12 protein-coding genes are annotated in these 15889 nt (G+C 60.2%); 4 read left to right on the top strand and 8 right to left on the bottom strand.

Translation table 11 applies throughout. The features are described from left to right. Positions 1-117: 117 nt before the first annotated feature. The gene (locus E2L05_RS13275) at positions 118-1149 is read right to left on the bottom strand and encodes a sulfotransferase (RefSeq protein WP_165971762.1); all 1032 of its coding nucleotides are present in this window, start codon (positions 1147-1149) and stop codon (positions 118-120) included. A gap of 200 nt (positions 1150-1349) precedes the next feature. On the opposite strand from E2L05_RS13275, the gene E2L05_RS13280 reads away from it, so the two are divergent. Then, on the top strand, positions 1350-2282 hold the full coding sequence (locus tag E2L05_RS13280; RefSeq protein ID WP_133343389.1) for a sulfotransferase domain-containing protein: 933 nt from the start codon (positions 1350-1352) through the stop codon (positions 2280-2282). A gap of 19 nt (positions 2283-2301) precedes the next feature. Here E2L05_RS13280 and E2L05_RS13285 read toward each other — a convergent pair whose 3' ends face one another. The 3 genes from E2L05_RS13285 to E2L05_RS13295 form a co-directional block, all read right to left on the bottom strand. Next, the gene (locus E2L05_RS13285; protein WP_133343390.1) at positions 2302-3771 is read right to left on the bottom strand and encodes an O-antigen ligase family protein; all 1470 of its coding nucleotides are present in this window, start codon (positions 3769-3771) and stop codon (positions 2302-2304) included. 118 nt (positions 3772-3889) lie between these two features. After that, positions 3890-5305, bottom strand: coding sequence for an arylsulfotransferase family protein (locus E2L05_RS13290; RefSeq protein ID WP_133343391.1), 1416 nt, complete (start codon positions 5303-5305; stop codon positions 3890-3892). A gap of 201 nt (positions 5306-5506) precedes the next feature. Next, complete coding sequence (locus E2L05_RS13295; RefSeq protein WP_133343392.1) at positions 5507-6430, bottom strand: glycosyltransferase family 2 protein; 924 nt, start codon at positions 6428-6430, stop codon at positions 5507-5509. A 24-nt stretch (positions 6431-6454) separates the two neighbouring features. On the opposite strand from E2L05_RS13295, the gene E2L05_RS20795 reads away from it, so the two are divergent. From E2L05_RS20795 to E2L05_RS13305, 3 genes are all read left to right on the top strand, one after another. Next, positions 6455-6598, top strand: coding sequence for a hypothetical protein (locus E2L05_RS20795; RefSeq protein ID WP_164687472.1), 144 nt, complete (start codon positions 6455-6457; stop codon positions 6596-6598). 21 nt (positions 6599-6619) lie between these two features. Beyond that, the gene (locus E2L05_RS13300) at positions 6620-7723 is read left to right on the top strand and encodes a glycosyltransferase family 2 protein (RefSeq protein ID WP_133343393.1); all 1104 of its coding nucleotides are present in this window, start codon (positions 6620-6622) and stop codon (positions 7721-7723) included. A gap of 271 nt (positions 7724-7994) precedes the next feature. Next, the gene (locus E2L05_RS13305) at positions 7995-11480 is read left to right on the top strand and encodes a LamG-like jellyroll fold domain-containing protein (protein ID WP_133343394.1); all 3486 of its coding nucleotides are present in this window, start codon (positions 7995-7997) and stop codon (positions 11478-11480) included. Positions 11481-11493: 13 nt separating this feature from the next. Here the strand turns inward: E2L05_RS13305 and E2L05_RS13310 are convergent, their stop codons facing one another. The 4 genes from E2L05_RS13310 to E2L05_RS13325 all read right to left on the bottom strand — a co-directional run bounded on the left by E2L05_RS13310 (position 11494) and on the right by E2L05_RS13325 (position 15883). Continuing rightward, on the bottom strand, positions 11494-13584 hold the full coding sequence (locus E2L05_RS13310; RefSeq protein ID WP_165971763.1) for a right-handed parallel beta-helix repeat-containing protein: 2091 nt from the start codon (positions 13582-13584) through the stop codon (positions 11494-11496). Positions 13585-13872: 288 nt separating this feature from the next. Next, on the bottom strand, positions 13873-14385 hold the full coding sequence (locus tag E2L05_RS13315) for an acyltransferase (RefSeq protein ID WP_133343396.1): 513 nt from the start codon (positions 14383-14385) through the stop codon (positions 13873-13875). After that, positions 14382-14810, bottom strand: coding sequence for a VOC family protein (locus tag E2L05_RS13320; RefSeq protein ID WP_133343397.1), 429 nt, complete (start codon positions 14808-14810; stop codon positions 14382-14384). The genes E2L05_RS13315 and E2L05_RS13320 overlap by 4 nt, the downstream gene beginning before the upstream one ends. Next, entirely contained in the window at positions 14807-15883 is a 1077-nt protein-coding gene (locus E2L05_RS13325; protein ID WP_133343398.1) for a hypothetical protein, read from the bottom strand. Before E2L05_RS13325 ends, E2L05_RS13320 begins: the two co-directional genes overlap by 4 nt. Between the last annotated feature and the right edge of the window lie 6 nt (positions 15884-15889).

Here is a 15889-nt window from a genome sequence, read left to right on the forward strand (position 1 = left end):
GGCATGTGGCCTAGCTGTTTTCGCTTGCAAACCCCCAAAAATGCCGCAGCGCAGCATGGTGCGCGAAGCCTGTAGCAGATCGTGTCGCTATATGATGACCCGGCTGCCGCGAGGGGCTCACAAATCGGCCTGCGCGACCAACCGGTCATAAAGTGCGCGCGCACGGGCCACAAGATCGGTATCGGCCTGCGGGTCTGACTCTGGCGGGGTGGCCGGGCGGAACCCGGGATCTGCGGACGGGTCGACGCCTGCGAAGGCGGCCACTTTTGGCCAGGCGGCAGGGTCGGACCCCAGCCGTTCATAGATCACCGGCAAAAGCGCCTCCAGCCCTTCGGCGCGGGCTGTATCGATCATGTCGGCAAGGTAGCCATAGCAGGCGATCCATTCCGTCAGCCAGTAATCCAGCCCGTCCAAGGGGCCTTCCGGCGCAGTTTGGCCTGGCAACAGGAACGGGCGCTGATCGGCCCCGAATTCATGGTGCACAAGCCAGGTCATGTAAGACCGGGTGAAAGCGTCGCTGTCCTGAAACCGGGCGTGTTGCGACCGCAGGCTTTGCGCTTGGGCCAGCGGGTCGCGTACGGGGATCAGGAAACGTGCTTCGGGCAGCGCGCGGGCCAAAGGCAGCAGGCGCAGCATCATGTTGTTGTTTTTCGCCAGATAGCGGGGGCGGCTGTATCTGTGGCAGATCCGGGCCTGATACGTGCGATAAGCCTCAAGTGTTTCGGCATCGGGCACATGGGGCACCAACCCGTCGGGGCGGATATAGTCGCGGCCGCAATGGGTGCGCCAGAAGACTTCTTCCAGAGCTTCGGGAGCGTCGAAATCCACCATGACACCGTCGCCATGGGCGCGTTCGCGGGCCTCACCTTCCTTGCGAGAGCTGCGGCTGAGCTTGGCCCATAAATTCGGCGCCATCACCATGGGCATGTCAGCATAGGTGAGCGAGGCGAATTGGTCGGACCCGTGCAGGGCGCGCATCAGCACCGTTGTGCCGGCCCGTGCCAGACCCGTGACATAGACCGGGGCGCGGGCCGGGGCGACGGACTTGCCCGCGGCGGCACCGTCCATGTCGCCAAGCATCTCGCTCAAGGCAGGACTTCCCAACACCACACGGTGCAAAAGCTTGTCCAAGGTAGAATAGTCACTCATCACAAAGTCTCCGCCAGGCCGGGCCATTTTCGCAGCCATGCTGACAAGCGCGTGCAGGCTTTGCAAGGTGTGGTGTACCTCCGGCGGGGCGGTAAAACGCGCATCACTGCCGCGCCGCAGCATATCGCAGTTGAATAAGCGCCTCTCGCCGCGTAGGTTTTGGTCTGAATGTAAGTCAGTAATCGGTGGAGACGGCGCTCATGTCGGAGAAAACTGCGCGTTGGGATCCGGCAGCGGGCCGCACGGAAGTGATGACCGAAGCGGGCTTTGGCCCGCCGGTGAATTGGTCCAAGTTTGATGTGTATCGCAAGCAGGTTCCTGTTTTTCTGAAGAAAAACAAGGGACTGGCGGCGGATCCGGCATTCTGGAACCTGTTGCCCCGCCTCGTGGCTGAACGCCGCCGCGCGGCGGCTGACAAAGACGGGCCCCGGCTTTTCGTGTCCACGCACCACAAGGCGATGACTACGTATTTCAATGCGGTCCTGCGATTTTTCGCCTTTGCGTCGGCGGCGCGATTCGAGAAGATCAATCTTGAACAGCCGCGCCCGGACAGCCAGATCTTCCTGTCCAATCACGGCAAGTTCGACCTTGACGCAGTGCGCCCCTATCGCGGGATTCACCTGATGCGCGACCCGCGCGACATGATCGTGTCCGGTTATCATTATCACAAATGGACCTATGAAACCTGGGTGCACCGGCCTGATGAAAACGGCCAGTCCTATCAGCAAAAACTCAATGCCGCAGACCGCAGGACCGGACTGTTCATGGAAATCGACCATTTCCTGTTCTTCTACCGTGAGTTGCTGGAAAACTGGAACATGGACGACCCTGACATCCTTGAAGTCAGCTATGAATCGCTGATGGGTGAAGGGCGCGATGACCTGTATACCGAGATCTTCGAATTCCTTGGCTGCGAAGGCGAGCGGTTGCAGATCGGCATCGACCTGATGCGTCTGTTCGAAGCCAAGCGCCGCACGGGGCGTGACAAGGATGCGGCCAAGGCCAAGCACCAGCACATCCGGTCGGGCCGCAGCGAACAGTGGCGCAAGGAACTGGAGCCTGAGCATCTGGCCTATATCGAGGCGCAGCTTGGCCCGGTTCTGCGCAAATTTGGCTATGGCCCATCGCTTTAGATAGCGACGGGCGCAGGCCTTATCCTTTGCGCGATGTCTTGCGGCCTTGATTGCGGGAACGAGGGGCCGCCGCGCCTCCTTTCGGAAAACGTGTATAGACCGGTTTCAGGCCATCGCGGCTGCGGCTTGGCCCGCGCCTCTGTCCCTGTGCAGGGTCTGTGGGGGCCGTGTTCCCATCCTGTGTTATCACACGCGGCTCGTTGAATATCCAAACGCTCCCGCCTAGCAGCATCAGCAGCAGCGAATAGGTCACGTGCCAGGCGACCACTGTGCCCAGCGACAGGAAGATACCGATGAACATGAAAATAAACGCATCACGGATGGCCGCGGTTTCAGGTTCGCGTTCTTTCAACTCCGTCTTGGCAAGTTTCCGCAATATAAAGAAATATGCCGTAAGGAGCATGAGGGCACCGGGCAGACCAAAGCGCATGGCCACGAGAAGCCAGTGATTGTCGATCGAAGGTGACATCCACGGCGCGCGGATCCAGTCCTCGAACATGCCCATCCCGAAAAGTGGGTGGCGCCCAACCTCGTCGGTGCCAAATTGCCAGATCAGATACCGGTTCCACGTGGTGCTGCCACTAAAGGCAATCCAACGGGCCATCACCAATAGCGGTGGCCGTTCAGCCGTAATCTGCAGAATGATGTAGAGCGTCCCGAACAAACCGGCAAGGATTTGCCAGTGCAGGACCACTTTCCCCATGACCCACTTCCAGCCGACAAGCATTCCTTGAACCATCAAGCTGACCAGTGCCCCGGCAGAGAAAGACAACACGGTGCCGCCCACGCTGCCGATGACCCAGATCGCGCGTTTGACGAGGCCGGTCCCGCCATTGGCGCCGCGCAACCCCACAAACCCCAGTGAAAAGCCGATCGAACAGAATACCCCGTAAACGATCGGGTGGTTGATCGTGGTCTGCGCCCGCATGAAGCCCATCCGTTCCGGGTAATTCAGCGTCACCGGGTTGAACAGTTTGATGCTGGGCAAGCCCTTGAACAGGTTCTGCAAAATCATCTTGCCCTGCGTCGCTTCCAGAAAGGCGAAGGGCACGAGAAACAGCAGAAGACCGAGAAACGCCTTTGTGAAGAAATAGAAGTCCTCGCGACTGCGGATCGCGGCGCGGCCAAGCAGATAGGCCGTAAAGATGTCGAATATCTGCGCAATCCCGTATTCCGCGATACGATCCTGTTGACCATTGGCGGCCAGCGCGACCGAAATCCACAATGTGTGACCAAGCATCAAGTAGTCAGGCAGGATACGTCCGCCATATTTGCCCCGCACCCAGCCCAGGATCAAAGGCACCGACAAGATCATCAGCACCAACCGGTACGGCCCGATCAGGATCGGACCAAGCAACACCGAATAGGGCTGTGTCGCTGACAGCAAGAACAGGATCAGCATGACCCGGTGCAGCGTGCTGGTCGTGCGCGCAGAACCGGCCGTTCCAAGCCCCTGAGTTGAAAGCGAATGATCTGCCAGACTGGCCATGGGCGGCGCACCTACTGCGTTGCGGGCTATTCAAGATGGCATGATAGCCTGTATCGCCCTGTGATCCAAACCGGGCGCTGCATTTTGGCGCCCGGTTCGTCAGCTTTGGTTACCGGATCTAGTTGCGCGCCGGGTTAACGTAGTAGAGTCCATAAAGGTTGGCCCGTCCTGCGCTGCTTTCCCGGCCATCCGGGGCCCCGGTCACGCCGCGCAAGTCGTGCAGGCTGTCATAGGTCATGATGACCCGGCCTGTGTCGATCTCGAGTTCGAAGCCTTTGCCCTCGCCCGAGAAGCTGACCAGCATACGCTGCCGGTCTTGGGACAGGTCAAGATGGCTGCCGCGATAGGAATAGGGCTGATCGCTGAATTCGGCGTTGGACGGGCGCGGGAATACCCGGCGCTCCGCACCGGTCGCAAGGTCGACTTCCAGCACACGCGATCCGCCCGCCATGGCGTCGCCGCCCCAGTTGTCGAACATGATAATGCGGCTGCCTTCCAGGTGATGCACCGCATGCTGCTGGCTGAACGTGCCCCGGCGCAGGGCGGTCACTTCGTCAGTTTCAGGGTCGATCACGATGACGGCTGACAAATTGCGCAGCGACAAAACCAGATTGCCCGGCGCAAGTGCCCCGCCCGGCGCGGTGTCGTCCAGAACATCCACATAGTTGATGTGCAGCGGGTCGCAGGGATCAGTGGTTTCAACCAGAAGCGCAGCCCAGTTGCTGGCGCGGAGCGCTGCGTCCACATCGATGCGGCGTTCTACGCTGCCATCGGGGGCGATGATGTGCACCCCGTCGATCTGGGGGCGCCCCGTGGTACAGATTTGCCGTTCCAGCGGGCCGTTCGGGCCAACCATGACTTCCCAGTCGCCCTCTCCGATGGACAAGTCGGGCACCAGCGCGCGGCCATCAGGCAGCAAGGTTGGCCAATGGTGCGAATAGTCGAACCGGAACCAGACCGGGCTGCCATCGGGCGCAAGCCGGGCCACGCCGCCCGCGAAGGGGAACATCGCACCCGTGGACTGGAAAGACACCAGGATGTCACCATTGTCATAGGGCTGCACGCCCAGCGGGCGCACCACCCGGTTTGGCTCGGCTGGGACCCCTTCGCGCAAGAGACTGCCGCCCGTGATGTCGGCGGCCAGGATATCGGCAGGGCGGAACGGCCAAGAACGGAGCACGGCGCCGCTGCGGTCGAATTCCACGGCGATACAGCCAAACTCGGGGCACAATTCACGATATTCGTTCAAACCGCCGACGGCGATGACTGTTTCATCATAGCGGTCGGCATCGGCGCCAAGTGTCAGGCGGGCCTGAGCGGCCTCTTCTGCGGGAACGCCCCCGTCACGGTTGCCGAACTGGCCGAAATAGGCCGGGGCACGCAATTCCGACACGATATGTTCGATCGTTTTCGCGCCTGACGCGATCGAACGATAGGGCGGTATCTTGTATTCGGCAATGAACACCCCGGCACCAAACACGATGATCAGAAGTGATAGAACGGGCATCAGGATCGGCAGGATGCGCGACAGCATTATACGGCCTCCATCAAGGTAATGGGGTGGGTTTGAACAGATCGGGTCATCGGGAATACACTCCTTGTGGGCGAGGTCTGAAGAGCAGTGGCATTTGGCGGTGCGTACAATTCTTGCGTGCCATATGGCATGGAAAAAACATGCGGGCCAGCGTCTGGCGCGCAGGGCCAGATGGCCCGGGCGCTGCCATGCCGTTCGTCATCATCCGCTGTTACGGCCAGTCAAAGGCGCCCCGGTCAAAGCTTGGCGCAACATCCAACCCGCACGGCAAAAGCGCAGCCGCAGCAGCGTGGTTGATCCGCGCCACCGTTCTGTCGTGTCGCTCAACGCCGGCGCAGTCCAGATACGCGGCAGATGGGCAACACCTGACAAGGCCACAGCGCCGGCGCGCAGCACCCATGTCAGCCGATCAGCGGGATCCGTGCCGTGCAGCAAGAATGTTTCATCGGTGGTCCGGCGCCACTTGCGCACCAGCGCGGGCCAATCCTGCCGGGTCGGGTGCGACACTGGCAGATCGTCGTCATAAACCAGCACAAACCCCTGTGCGGTGGCGCGCCGGCACCAATCCATGTCTTCGGACAGGCCAGGCACCATATCGCCAGTGGCCAGGAAGACATCGCGCCGGGTGACCAGATTGGCGGTGACGGAAAATCCTTTACGCGCCACGTAATCGCGCTGGTGGAAGGCGAACACGGCTTCAAAAGCTTCGGCGCCGGATCGGGGCGGCGGCGTTTCCTCGAACGTGTCGACGCGCCCGCCGACCAGATCGCCGCGTGTGGCGGCATCAAAGCAACGTTCAAGCCAGTCTGGCGCAGGCACGCAATCGCAATCCAGGAATGCCAGAAGCGGGGCGGTGCTGGCATGAACCCCGCAATTGCGCGCGGCGGCGGCCCCGCGGGCAGTTTCGGTCAGACAGCGCATGCCAACCGCGCCGCCAATCCGAGCCACCATTGCGGCAGGCGATTCCGGCGAGGCATTGTCCACGACCAACGTCTCCACACCGGGCACGGCACTGAGTTGCGGTGCCAGCGCCTGCAGGCACCGTTCCAGGCGGTCCGCGTCATTATAATGCGGGATGATCACGGCCAAGCGGAAGGTTTCATCTGTCGGGGGTACGGGCGGCACTGGGCATGACTCTCTGAGGATCGCGTGGCGAAGTTGACAGATTTTTACGGGTTTGCAAAGACCGCGAATGCTGCGCCGCAGCGTGATTGCCTGTCTGCGGGCTATCTGCCGCTGTATTTGCCGCAGCGCAGCGTGTATGTTGTGCACAACGGCCAAGGTCAGCCCTAGTTACGAGGATAAAATTTACCCATGTCGCAGACGCCTACGCAAAGCCCACAGTCCCCGGCATCACAAGATAACACGGGGGCTGGGCTTGGGGTCGTCATCGTCACGTTCAATTCCGGCAGCGAAGCTGTGGACTGCGCCGAAACCCTTTTGGCGGGCGCGCGCGCGGCGGGTCTGCCTTTGCGGGTCGTTCTGGTGGACAACGCATCACAGGATGACACCGTAGATCGCCTGCGCGGCTGGGCGTCGGGCCTCAAGCCATTTGCCGCACCCGAGGATTTGCCCTTTGACTGCCCGCCCCTGCCAAAGCCACTGGATTTGATCGAGGGCGGCACCGACATGGCCGCTGATCCCGAAACCCGGCTTGCCTTGCTGCATAGCGGTGTGAATTGCGGCTTTGCCGGGGGGGTCAACCGCGGCCTTGCCTATCTGGCGCGCTTTCCCGATCTGGGGCATTTCTGGGTATTGAACCCGGACAGCGTGGTGCCGCCCGAAGCGATGACTGCGCTGGCGGCGCACTGTGCCGATGCATCGCCCTATGCGCTGCTGGGAGGGCGGGTGACGTATCTGGACAGGCCCGACGTGATTCAGATCGATGGCGGGTTGGTGAACCGGCGCACAGGAGTGACCGGCAACCTGGCGCTTGGGGCGTCGCATGCGGCAACCCCACCCCCCGATCCCGCGCAGCTTGATTTCATCATGGGGGCCAGCATGATCGCCAGCCGTGCCTTTTACGAGGCGGTTGGACCCATGCGGGAAGACTATTTTCTTTATTACGAAGAAGTTGACTGGGCCATGCGCCGGGGTGACCTGCCGCTGGCCTATTGCGCGGGTCTGCGGATCTATCACCGCGCGGGCAGTTCCATTGGCTCGCCAACCCTAAGCCGGATTGCATCGCCCTTTTCGCTGTATTTCAAGCATCGTGGCCGGATCCGGTTTCAACGCCGGTTTTTCCCGCGAAACCTGCCTTTCGCCTATGCGTACACGTTGGCCTATGCGGCCCGGTTGTTGGTCCAGCACCGGGCGCCCGCCCATGCGGCCGCCGTGTTGCGCGGGGGATTTGGGCTGTCCGCCCCGGCCAGCGTGCGCGACAGACTGAGCCCCGATGCGGCGAAATTGGCATTCTAGTCACCCTCTCCGCGCCGACCCTGCCTGCCCCATCCTATCCTGACGTGCCCCGATTTCCGGGCCAACTGTCCGCGCGTTTGCCTGCCAAATAGCAGGGGGCAGACAGACAATCCGAACGACGCAAGTTGGCGCGAACTACCGACTAAAGTCAAAGGGCTGATACCTACGGATGCCCTTATTTCGCCACCCCCCCGAAACTGATAAAATTGTATCGCACGCGCAGATGCCGTCAGCGACCAGAAACGCGCATTTCTGACAAAGGTTTTGAAGCATGGATTATTCTCTCGTAACTGGTGAAAAACACGCCATCGAGCAAGCCCCTGATGGCAGCCCGGTGATCACTGTGACCAGCCAAGAAGAATACGCCGCAGCCATGGACAGCCTGCAAAGCACAGGTGGCACGGTGCTTGTGGACACATCGGGGGGCGCCTTCCGCCTTGATACGCACAATGTGAACGCTGAAAGCCGTATCCTGGTCACGTCTGCCGACCCCGATGTCCCTGCCGAAATCCTGGGCATGAAAGTATCGCGTACGTCGAACATCACGTTTACCGGCCTTGATTTCCCCCCCGTGGAAGAACGCGACGGCCCGGTGCAAGCCGCCTATTTTCAAAACAGCATCAACATCCAGTTCGCGGATAACACAATTCGCGGCGATGCGGATGGCAAGCTTGGCATCGACACGATGGAAGAAGCCTTTGGCGGCGGCGTATTCATGCGCGGCTGTACCGACATGGTCATCACGAACAACGTGATCGACAGTGTAAAGACCGGCATTGGCACATCCAACGGGACGAACACGCTGCTGCAGGGGAACATCCTGACCGGCATGCAGGGGGATGTGTTTCGGGTCGTGTCGTCGGTGGATACCACGGTCGACAGCAACGTCGTTGACGGGCTCAACGGCTCTTCGGGGGATTTCAACCACCCCGACATGCTTCAATATTACGATAACGACCCCGATGAACCTGTGATCCGCCTCACGATCACCAACAACTATTTCAACTCGGGCGACACCAGTTATCAGGGCATCTACGGGGGGATGAACCACGACAGTGGCCCCTATGAAGACATTCGCATCGAAAACAACATGATCATCACCGGGTCCAGCAATGGGGTGAAGATCGGGTGGTTCGAAGGCGTCGTGATCAAGGACAACACGGTGCTGTATAATGCCGACGCGGTGTCGCACAAAACGATGGATGAGGAATTTCCGGATAGCTCCCCTCCCCTCATTTCCGTTTATGCCGGGGCCGATGTCGAAGTGACCGGCAATATCGGCAACGTCATGATCCGTGACGAGGAGAAAGACGGGCTCACCGGGTCCGTGGTGTTCGAAAACAACTTCGAAGTCGATTATGTGAATGCCGATGCCGAGAACCATATCGACCAGATCATGGTCAATGTTGGCATGGGCGGCGACAAGGACATCCGGGATTTCCAACTCCTTGAAAACTCCATCGCCGAAGGCTTCGGATCAAGTCTGAGTGCGCAGGGCGACCTCGGCCTGCTCAGCCTGCGGGCTGTCACCACAGCCAACATGCCCCAATGCATGACCTTTATGGTTCACGATGCCGCAGACGGGGCCGTCTATACGTGGACAACGGCGGATGGGCGCGTTTTCCAGGGTGCGCAGGTGGACATCGCCTTTACCGATCTTGGCAATCAGGAGGTCACTCTTGAAGCCGTGACAGCGGATGGTGAAAGCACATCCATCACCCGCCGCGTTCTGATCGAAGATGCATCGCTGTTCGAATTCGATGCCGAAACGGGGTTCCCGGCGAAGGGCGACAACAAGGCCGAAGATGTCTATGTGCTGAATGGCGATGCCCAGATCGAAGCATCTGACGATGGCTCGGGGCGCATGGTTCTGGATCTTGACCCAGACGATTCCTTCAGCATTGCCCGGGGCATGGATCAGTTTGTCGACCTGAGCAAATTTTCCATCATGCTTGAGTTTCGCCAGCAAGCGCCGGATGTGGGCGGGTATATCCAGTCGGCCGGGAATATCCTCACCAAGCGTGGCGGTTTTGTGCTGGACGTGGATGCAGAAGGCACGTTGACCCTTGTTGCCTGGGATTCAGACGGCGTGCGCCACGAAGTATCGACCGATCCCGGCGTGCTGCTGGATACGGATTGGCACTGCCTGACCCTGTCCTATGACGGGGCTGCTGGAGACGAAAGCGGCCTGAGCCTGCGCTTGGATGACGCCGAAGTTGCCCGCGTGGAGATGAGCGGCTCGTTTGATCTGTCGGACCGGCCAATTCAGGTTGGGGCCCTGGGCAACAACCCCGGCATTGACGCGGAAGTGGCCGGGTTGCGCGTGGTCGATATCGTCACGAGTTGCGATGCAGAAGTCATGGACCCGTTGTCGCTTTTGTCCGAGGCCGCCCTGACAGGCATCGTGATCGAGGAGGTCTCTGCACCCGCGAGCGAAATTGCGGGCATACCGCTTGACGATGCCTCCGGCCTGGAAGGGACGCTGGTGGACCAGGTCGATTTCGATGCGCTGGACAGCGAAGATGGCGCCGCTGAAGGGGTGACACTGGTGCAGGGCCGCAATGGTCTTGCCATCGATTTTGACGGCAGCGAGGGCCAGTCCTTCGCGCTTGGCGACCTCTCTGATCTGGAAGGGGCCGAGTCCTTCACCGTCGCCACGTCGCTGCGCATCGATGACATGAACGACACCGGGCGCATCCTTTTCCTGCGCGGCCTGCTTGATATGTCCGTGGGAAAGAACGGCACGCTTGATCTGCGTACGACCCTGACCAATGACGCAGGCGAACGTGTGACGGATCGCGGGCTTATCAGCGGGGATGCCGCCGCCGATCTGGGCGACGGCGCTTTCCACCGGGTGGTGGCCAGCTATTCCGGCACTGATGGCGTGATGTCGGTCTGGATCGACGGAGAGTTGACCTATGAAAGCGCGCTGGAAGGTCATGTGGGGGAAATTGCCCAAACCATGATCGGCAATTCCTGGGGGGACACGTTCGATGGCGCCGTGGAAGGCGTGTCGATCTTTGCCGAGGCGGTGGATGCAGAAACCGTCACGCTGGATCACGCGGCCTTTTCCGGGATCGCCGAGCTGGTTTCCGAAAGTGCCGCGCCGCAATACGCATCGCTTTCCGACTCTGAACTGGGCGAAAGCCTGATCGCGTCCGAAGATTTCGAGGGACTGATTGACCCTGAGGCAGATCTGGTTGCCGCCGATCTGATCGAAACCGAGACTGGGCAGGCCATTGATTTTGACGGCGGGGAAGGCCAGTCCTTCCGCCTGGAAGGGATCGATGCCCTGGAAGGGGCGCAGTCCTTCACCGTCGCGACCACCTTGCAGGTGGATGACATGAGCAATGCCGGGCAGATCCTGAAGATCCGGGGCCTGTTTGACATGGCGGTCAACGAGGATGGCACGCTGGACTGGTCCACGACGCTCAAGAATGAAGACGGTCAGAGCGTCAAGGTTCGCAGCCTGATCGCAGGGGATCACGCCGCCAATCTGGGCGATGGTCAGCAGCACCGCGTGGTCGCGAGCTATGACCAGGACGCCTCTGAAATCCAACTGTGGATAGACGGGGATCTGGCAGATAGCGCATCAATTGATGGCGAAGTCGGAGAAATCCGTCAGGCCCTTCTGGGCAATGCCTGGGGGGATGTGTTCGACGGCGCTATCGAGGATATTGCGATCTTCGATCAGGCCGCCGATGCGGACCTGATCGAAAGCGATTATTTGCAATTCGACAATACCGAGGTCGGCTGACCCGGCACAGGCGTTACAGGCCGCCCAGCAACTCGTCCATTGGCTGAAACGCCAATTCGATCTGGTAGCTGGGCAGGTCCGTAAGGGCCATCACAGTGCCGCCGGATGACGTTGCCTCCGTGGTCAGGGTTCCGTCAGTCACCAGTTCTGCCAGCCTGTCGGCACTGGTCACGACATATCCGCCATCAGGGCCAAGGATCTGCAAGAAGTCGCCTTCGTCAAAATCCAGATCATAGACGACATGCAGGGCACCGTCATCGTCCGGGCTGCGGAAGTTGAACACAAACTTGTCCGCCCCTTCTGCGCCCATCATGACCGTGTTGTCGTTACTGCCGCGCAGGATGTCGTCATAGGCACTGCCAAGCAGCACCGAATCCGCGCTGCCCGCCTTGACAACACCGCCTGCCGACGGCGCGTCTTCTTGCACCATGCCCAGATCCAGCGCGGCCTTGATCAGCGCGTCGGCATCCGTGCCCGTGGGCATGGCCGCACCCTCCAGTGTCATGCCCATCAATTCGATCTGGTGGCTTGGCAGGTCTGAGAAGGACACGATGGTGCTGCTGAACGCCGTGGCACTCGCGGTCAGGGTGCCGTCCTCCACCAACTCGACAAGCCTGTCGGCACTGGTCACGATATACCCGCCATCAGGGCCGATGATCTGCAGGAAATCGCCTTTGTCAAAATCCAGATCCACCACCACATGCAGCGCGCCTTCGTCCGGGTTGCGGAAGTTGAAGACGAATTTGTCGCTACCATTGTTGCCCTGCATCACGCTGTCGGCGTTGCTGCTGCGCAAAACGTCATCATAGGCACTGCCCAGCAGCACCGAATTTTCGAACCCGCCTGAAACAAACCCGCCGTCGGACGGGGCGTCTTTCTGGATCATGCCCAGGTCCAGCGCCGCGCCCACGACCGACTGCGCATCGATATCGGTCGGAAGGGCATCGGCCCCGCCATAGGTCCAGGTGCCCGCAGCCACCTGTTCGGCAACCGTGCGCCAGAACAACGGGCTATCGGGATCGGTAGAGAGTATCGTATTCGTACCGATCGTGATGCTGCCATCTGTCAACTGGTCGACAGGCGCCTTCACGTCCTTGCCGTTGGAATAGGCCAGAAACGTATTGCCCTCTACCCGCGCATCGGTGCTGCCCACCAATACAATCCCGGGCGTATAAATCTGAAGCGGATCGTCATCGAGATTGTCCTTGGGCAGGATGACATTGTCCTCGATCACGACCCCGTCCACGTCATAAATGGAAATGGCGTTCAGGTGTCCGTTGACGATGGTATTGCCCGTGATGGTGAAATTGCTGTGGGTGAACCCGCTTTCCCCGCTGAGGCTGCCATAGATGGTCTGGGTGTGCAGATCGTCCGGGTCTTGCCAGAACTGGTTGTTGCTGATCGTGACATCATGCACGCCAAAAACCGAATTCGCCCCGTAAAACTGGATCATATCAGGGTGATCATCCGAATTGGACTTGTCATGTTTCCACGGTTTGAAATTGTGAAATGCGCTGTCTTCTATCAGGACGCCGCGCACGTCGTGCATGTTGATGCCTTCGCGCACATCGTGAATATCGACGCCGGTAATGACGGTATCATAGGCATCTTGCAGCCCAACCGCGCTACGCAGATCGAACAATTCCAGCCCGCTCAGGGTGACAGATGAACTGTCATGGACCTGAACACCAATATCGTATCCATAGTCGCTGATGGCCTCTTTGCGATTGGTGAACTTGGAATCCGGGTTCTGCCCCTCGGTGCGGGTGGGAATATACCCTTCGATCACCATGTCCTTAAGCACCACGCGATCGCTGTTTTCGACCATTACGCGGGTGCGATCATCCTCGGGGGCGATCTGTGCTGCATCAATATCTATGTCCTGAATCGTGACCCCGGCCACATCGATCAGGTGCAAAGAGTCGGTCAGGATGGGGGGAATGTCAGGATCTACGGCGGCAATGGTGATGCCGGTCGCAAAGTCACGCCCCGCCAGGGTCACAGTTTCATACGCCCCGGATACCAGTTCGATCCGATCGCCATCCTGGGCCATCGCAAAGGCGTCCATCAGTTCTGCCGAGGTACTTACTGTAAGGGTCGTCATGGCTGTATCGTCTCCTGCCGACTCGTTTCGGAATAGCTCCGACAGCAAGGCAGACGACGCGGCAACAGCCGGGACAGGAACACACCACACAACCGAAACAAAAACGAGGTTCAAAAAAATAACGGTGGCCCACCGGGCAGCATTTAATGCTCGCGTAAGTTGCATCGCCGCGCTCCGTACAAGCAACCCACTTTTTCCAGCATGGTCAGCTTAGGTGGATTAGCGCCTGAGATAAGCCGTTTTCCGCACAAAAATACGGCGGAAATACGCAAATCTATCCAGATTGCCTCAGCCGAGACCCTCTTCGGCAAGGCGGCTTTCGGTGGCGTCCGCATCCGCAAAACGCCCATACGGGCCGACTTTGATTCCCTCGCGCAGGATCTTCGCGGGATTGCCAGCCACCACACAGCCGGCAGGAACGGATTTGGTGACCACCGATCCCGCGCCCACGACGCAGTTATCGCCGATCTCAACACCGGGCAGGATCAGGCTGCGCCCGCCGATGAAGCAATTCTCGCCCACCCGTGTATGAAGATACAGCCCGCGGGTGCGGTCATGGCACAACAGGCGGGATTCAAACGCGACATAGGACTGTTTGCCCACATGCACGCCTTTGGGAAAGGTTCTGTCGAATTTTGCCGAAAGCGAAAATTGCGCCGTCGGATGCAAGTCCATCCCCCAGACGCGCGTGTAATAGGCGCGCAGCAGGTCAATGATGATGTTGCGCAAGCCCGAAAGGCGGTTCAGCCCGGTGCGGCGCACCTTGCGATAGGGCTGGGTCTGCGGGGCGCCCTCGGTCATGCGTCTTTCTCCGGGCCAAGCGGCTGCACATATTCCACGATCACACCGCGGGTCGATACCGGGTGCAGGAAGTTGCACAGGAAGTTGCCCGCGCCCTGCACGGGTTCCGGCTCCAGCATGCGCACATCGCGGGTTGCGAATTCGGCCTGCAATCCGGCCAGATCGGGGGTTTCGAATGCATAGTGATGCAAGCCCCCTGCCCCGCGGTTGAATTTCATCAGCGGCCCGCCCGTGGGCACCACCAGTTCAACGGCGGCCTGTCCGGCAGGCGCCTTGAGAAAGATGCACCAGCATTCAAAGGCAGGGACATAGCCGCGATAATCTTCGGCATGGTTGAACAGCGCCATATAAGCTTCGGCGGCCTCCATGTCGGGCTGGATCACGCCGACATGGTGCAATTTCGGAGTGTCGGTCAAAAGGGTCATCGGGCAGGCTCCAGAGTGTCGGCAATGCGGCGCGCGAACCAGGGCGCCAAAAGGTCAATACCATGCTGCGAGGCGTGGGCCGCATCAAAATAATTCATCGGGGTTTCCCGCATGAAAGCCGCCGACCAGATCGGCGCGACGCTGCGCAGATAATCGGCATCAAGCGGTTCGTCATACCCATCATAAAAAGGCAGGAACACGAAGGCCATCTCGACCCCTTCGTCTTCCAGCAAACGGGCCATGTCCTGCAGATAGCTGCGTGACACACCAAATTCCGCCCAGGCCAGCGCGTCGGGCAGGACCGGCGGCGTGATTTCGCGGCGGCGCATGACGCTTTCTGCGGCCAGTTCGGCGGCGTGGCGCGGCGCGCTGCTCAGTTTGGCGGCTTCGATCTCTCTCCAGTTGGCATCGTTGAAATCGCGGTGATCCGGCGTCGGGCCGGGATAGGCATCTGGATCGAAGGCCGCGCGATAGCCGAACGCATCGGGCAACCGGCTGGCCAGAGCCAGTTCGATCTGCCGGAAGGGCAGCGCGGCAAGGTTCTCGGGCAAGGTGCGGTTGATGACCCAAGGCGCTGTCAGAACCTGACCGGCCGTGGCCAGATCGCCAAAGGCCTGATGTCCGTCGCGGGGCAAGGCTTCGACCATGCCCAGAACCACCAGCCTGATCTCGGGATGGGCGCGCAGGGCGTCGCGCAGCTTGGTCAGGCGAATATCCATCCCCGAAGCCGGTTCGGAAATATTGGCAACACGCAATTCAGGGCGGCCGATCTCGGCCAGCTCTGCTTCGATCGCGGCGGCATTGGCCCCCCGCGCCGTGCGCGATGATCCGATGAACAGCACATCAATCGGCGTATTGTCATGATACAAGCGATCATACACCCAGCTAAGGCGGTCGAAGATCGTGCCTTTGAAGGATTGATAGCGGATATACGGATCATGCGGCAGCGCCACGGACAGCACCATGCAGGCCGCAAAGGTCGCCGCGACCACGCCAAGGAACCGACCACGCCGCCGGGGCAGCGTGCCTGAGTGGGAAAGAGCGTCGGCGTGTGCGCCGGAATCGGATGCCATGCGACC

It is taken from the genome of Meridianimarinicoccus aquatilis (assembly GCF_004358675.1).
GTDB classification, from domain to species: Bacteria; Pseudomonadota; Alphaproteobacteria; order Rhodobacterales; family Rhodobacteraceae; genus Meridianimarinicoccus; species Meridianimarinicoccus aquatilis.

What these genes read in the sequence shown, in the direction of transcription:
- E2L05_RS13275 (WP_165971762.1), bottom strand. Translation starts at nt 1,149, where the DNA reads ATGAGTGACTATTCTACCTTGGACAAGCTTTTGCACCGTGTGGTGTTG.
- E2L05_RS13280 (WP_133343389.1), top strand. Translation starts at nt 1,350, where the DNA reads ATGTCGGAGAAAACTGCGCGTTGGGATCCGGCAGCGGGCCGCACGGAA.
- E2L05_RS13285 (WP_133343390.1), bottom strand. Translation starts at nt 3,771, where the DNA reads ATGGCCAGTCTGGCAGATCATTCGCTTTCAACTCAGGGGCTTGGAACG.
- E2L05_RS13290 (WP_133343391.1), bottom strand. Translation starts at nt 5,305, where the DNA reads ATGCTGTCGCGCATCCTGCCGATCCTGATGCCCGTTCTATCACTTCTG.
- E2L05_RS13300 (WP_133343393.1), top strand. Translation starts at nt 6,620, where the DNA reads ATGTCGCAGACGCCTACGCAAAGCCCACAGTCCCCGGCATCACAAGAT.
- E2L05_RS13305 (WP_133343394.1), top strand. Translation starts at nt 7,995, where the DNA reads ATGGATTATTCTCTCGTAACTGGTGAAAAACACGCCATCGAGCAAGCC.
- E2L05_RS13310 (WP_165971763.1), bottom strand. Translation starts at nt 13,584, where the DNA reads ATGACGACCCTTACAGTAAGTACCTCGGCAGAACTGATGGACGCCTTT.
- E2L05_RS13315 (WP_133343396.1), bottom strand. Translation starts at nt 14,385, where the DNA reads ATGACCGAGGGCGCCCCGCAGACCCAGCCCTATCGCAAGGTGCGCCGC.
- E2L05_RS13320 (WP_133343397.1), bottom strand. Translation starts at nt 14,810, where the DNA reads ATGACCCTTTTGACCGACACTCCGAAATTGCACCATGTCGGCGTGATC.
- E2L05_RS13325 (WP_133343398.1), bottom strand. Translation starts at nt 15,883, where the DNA reads ATGGCATCCGATTCCGGCGCACACGCCGACGCTCTTTCCCACTCAGGC.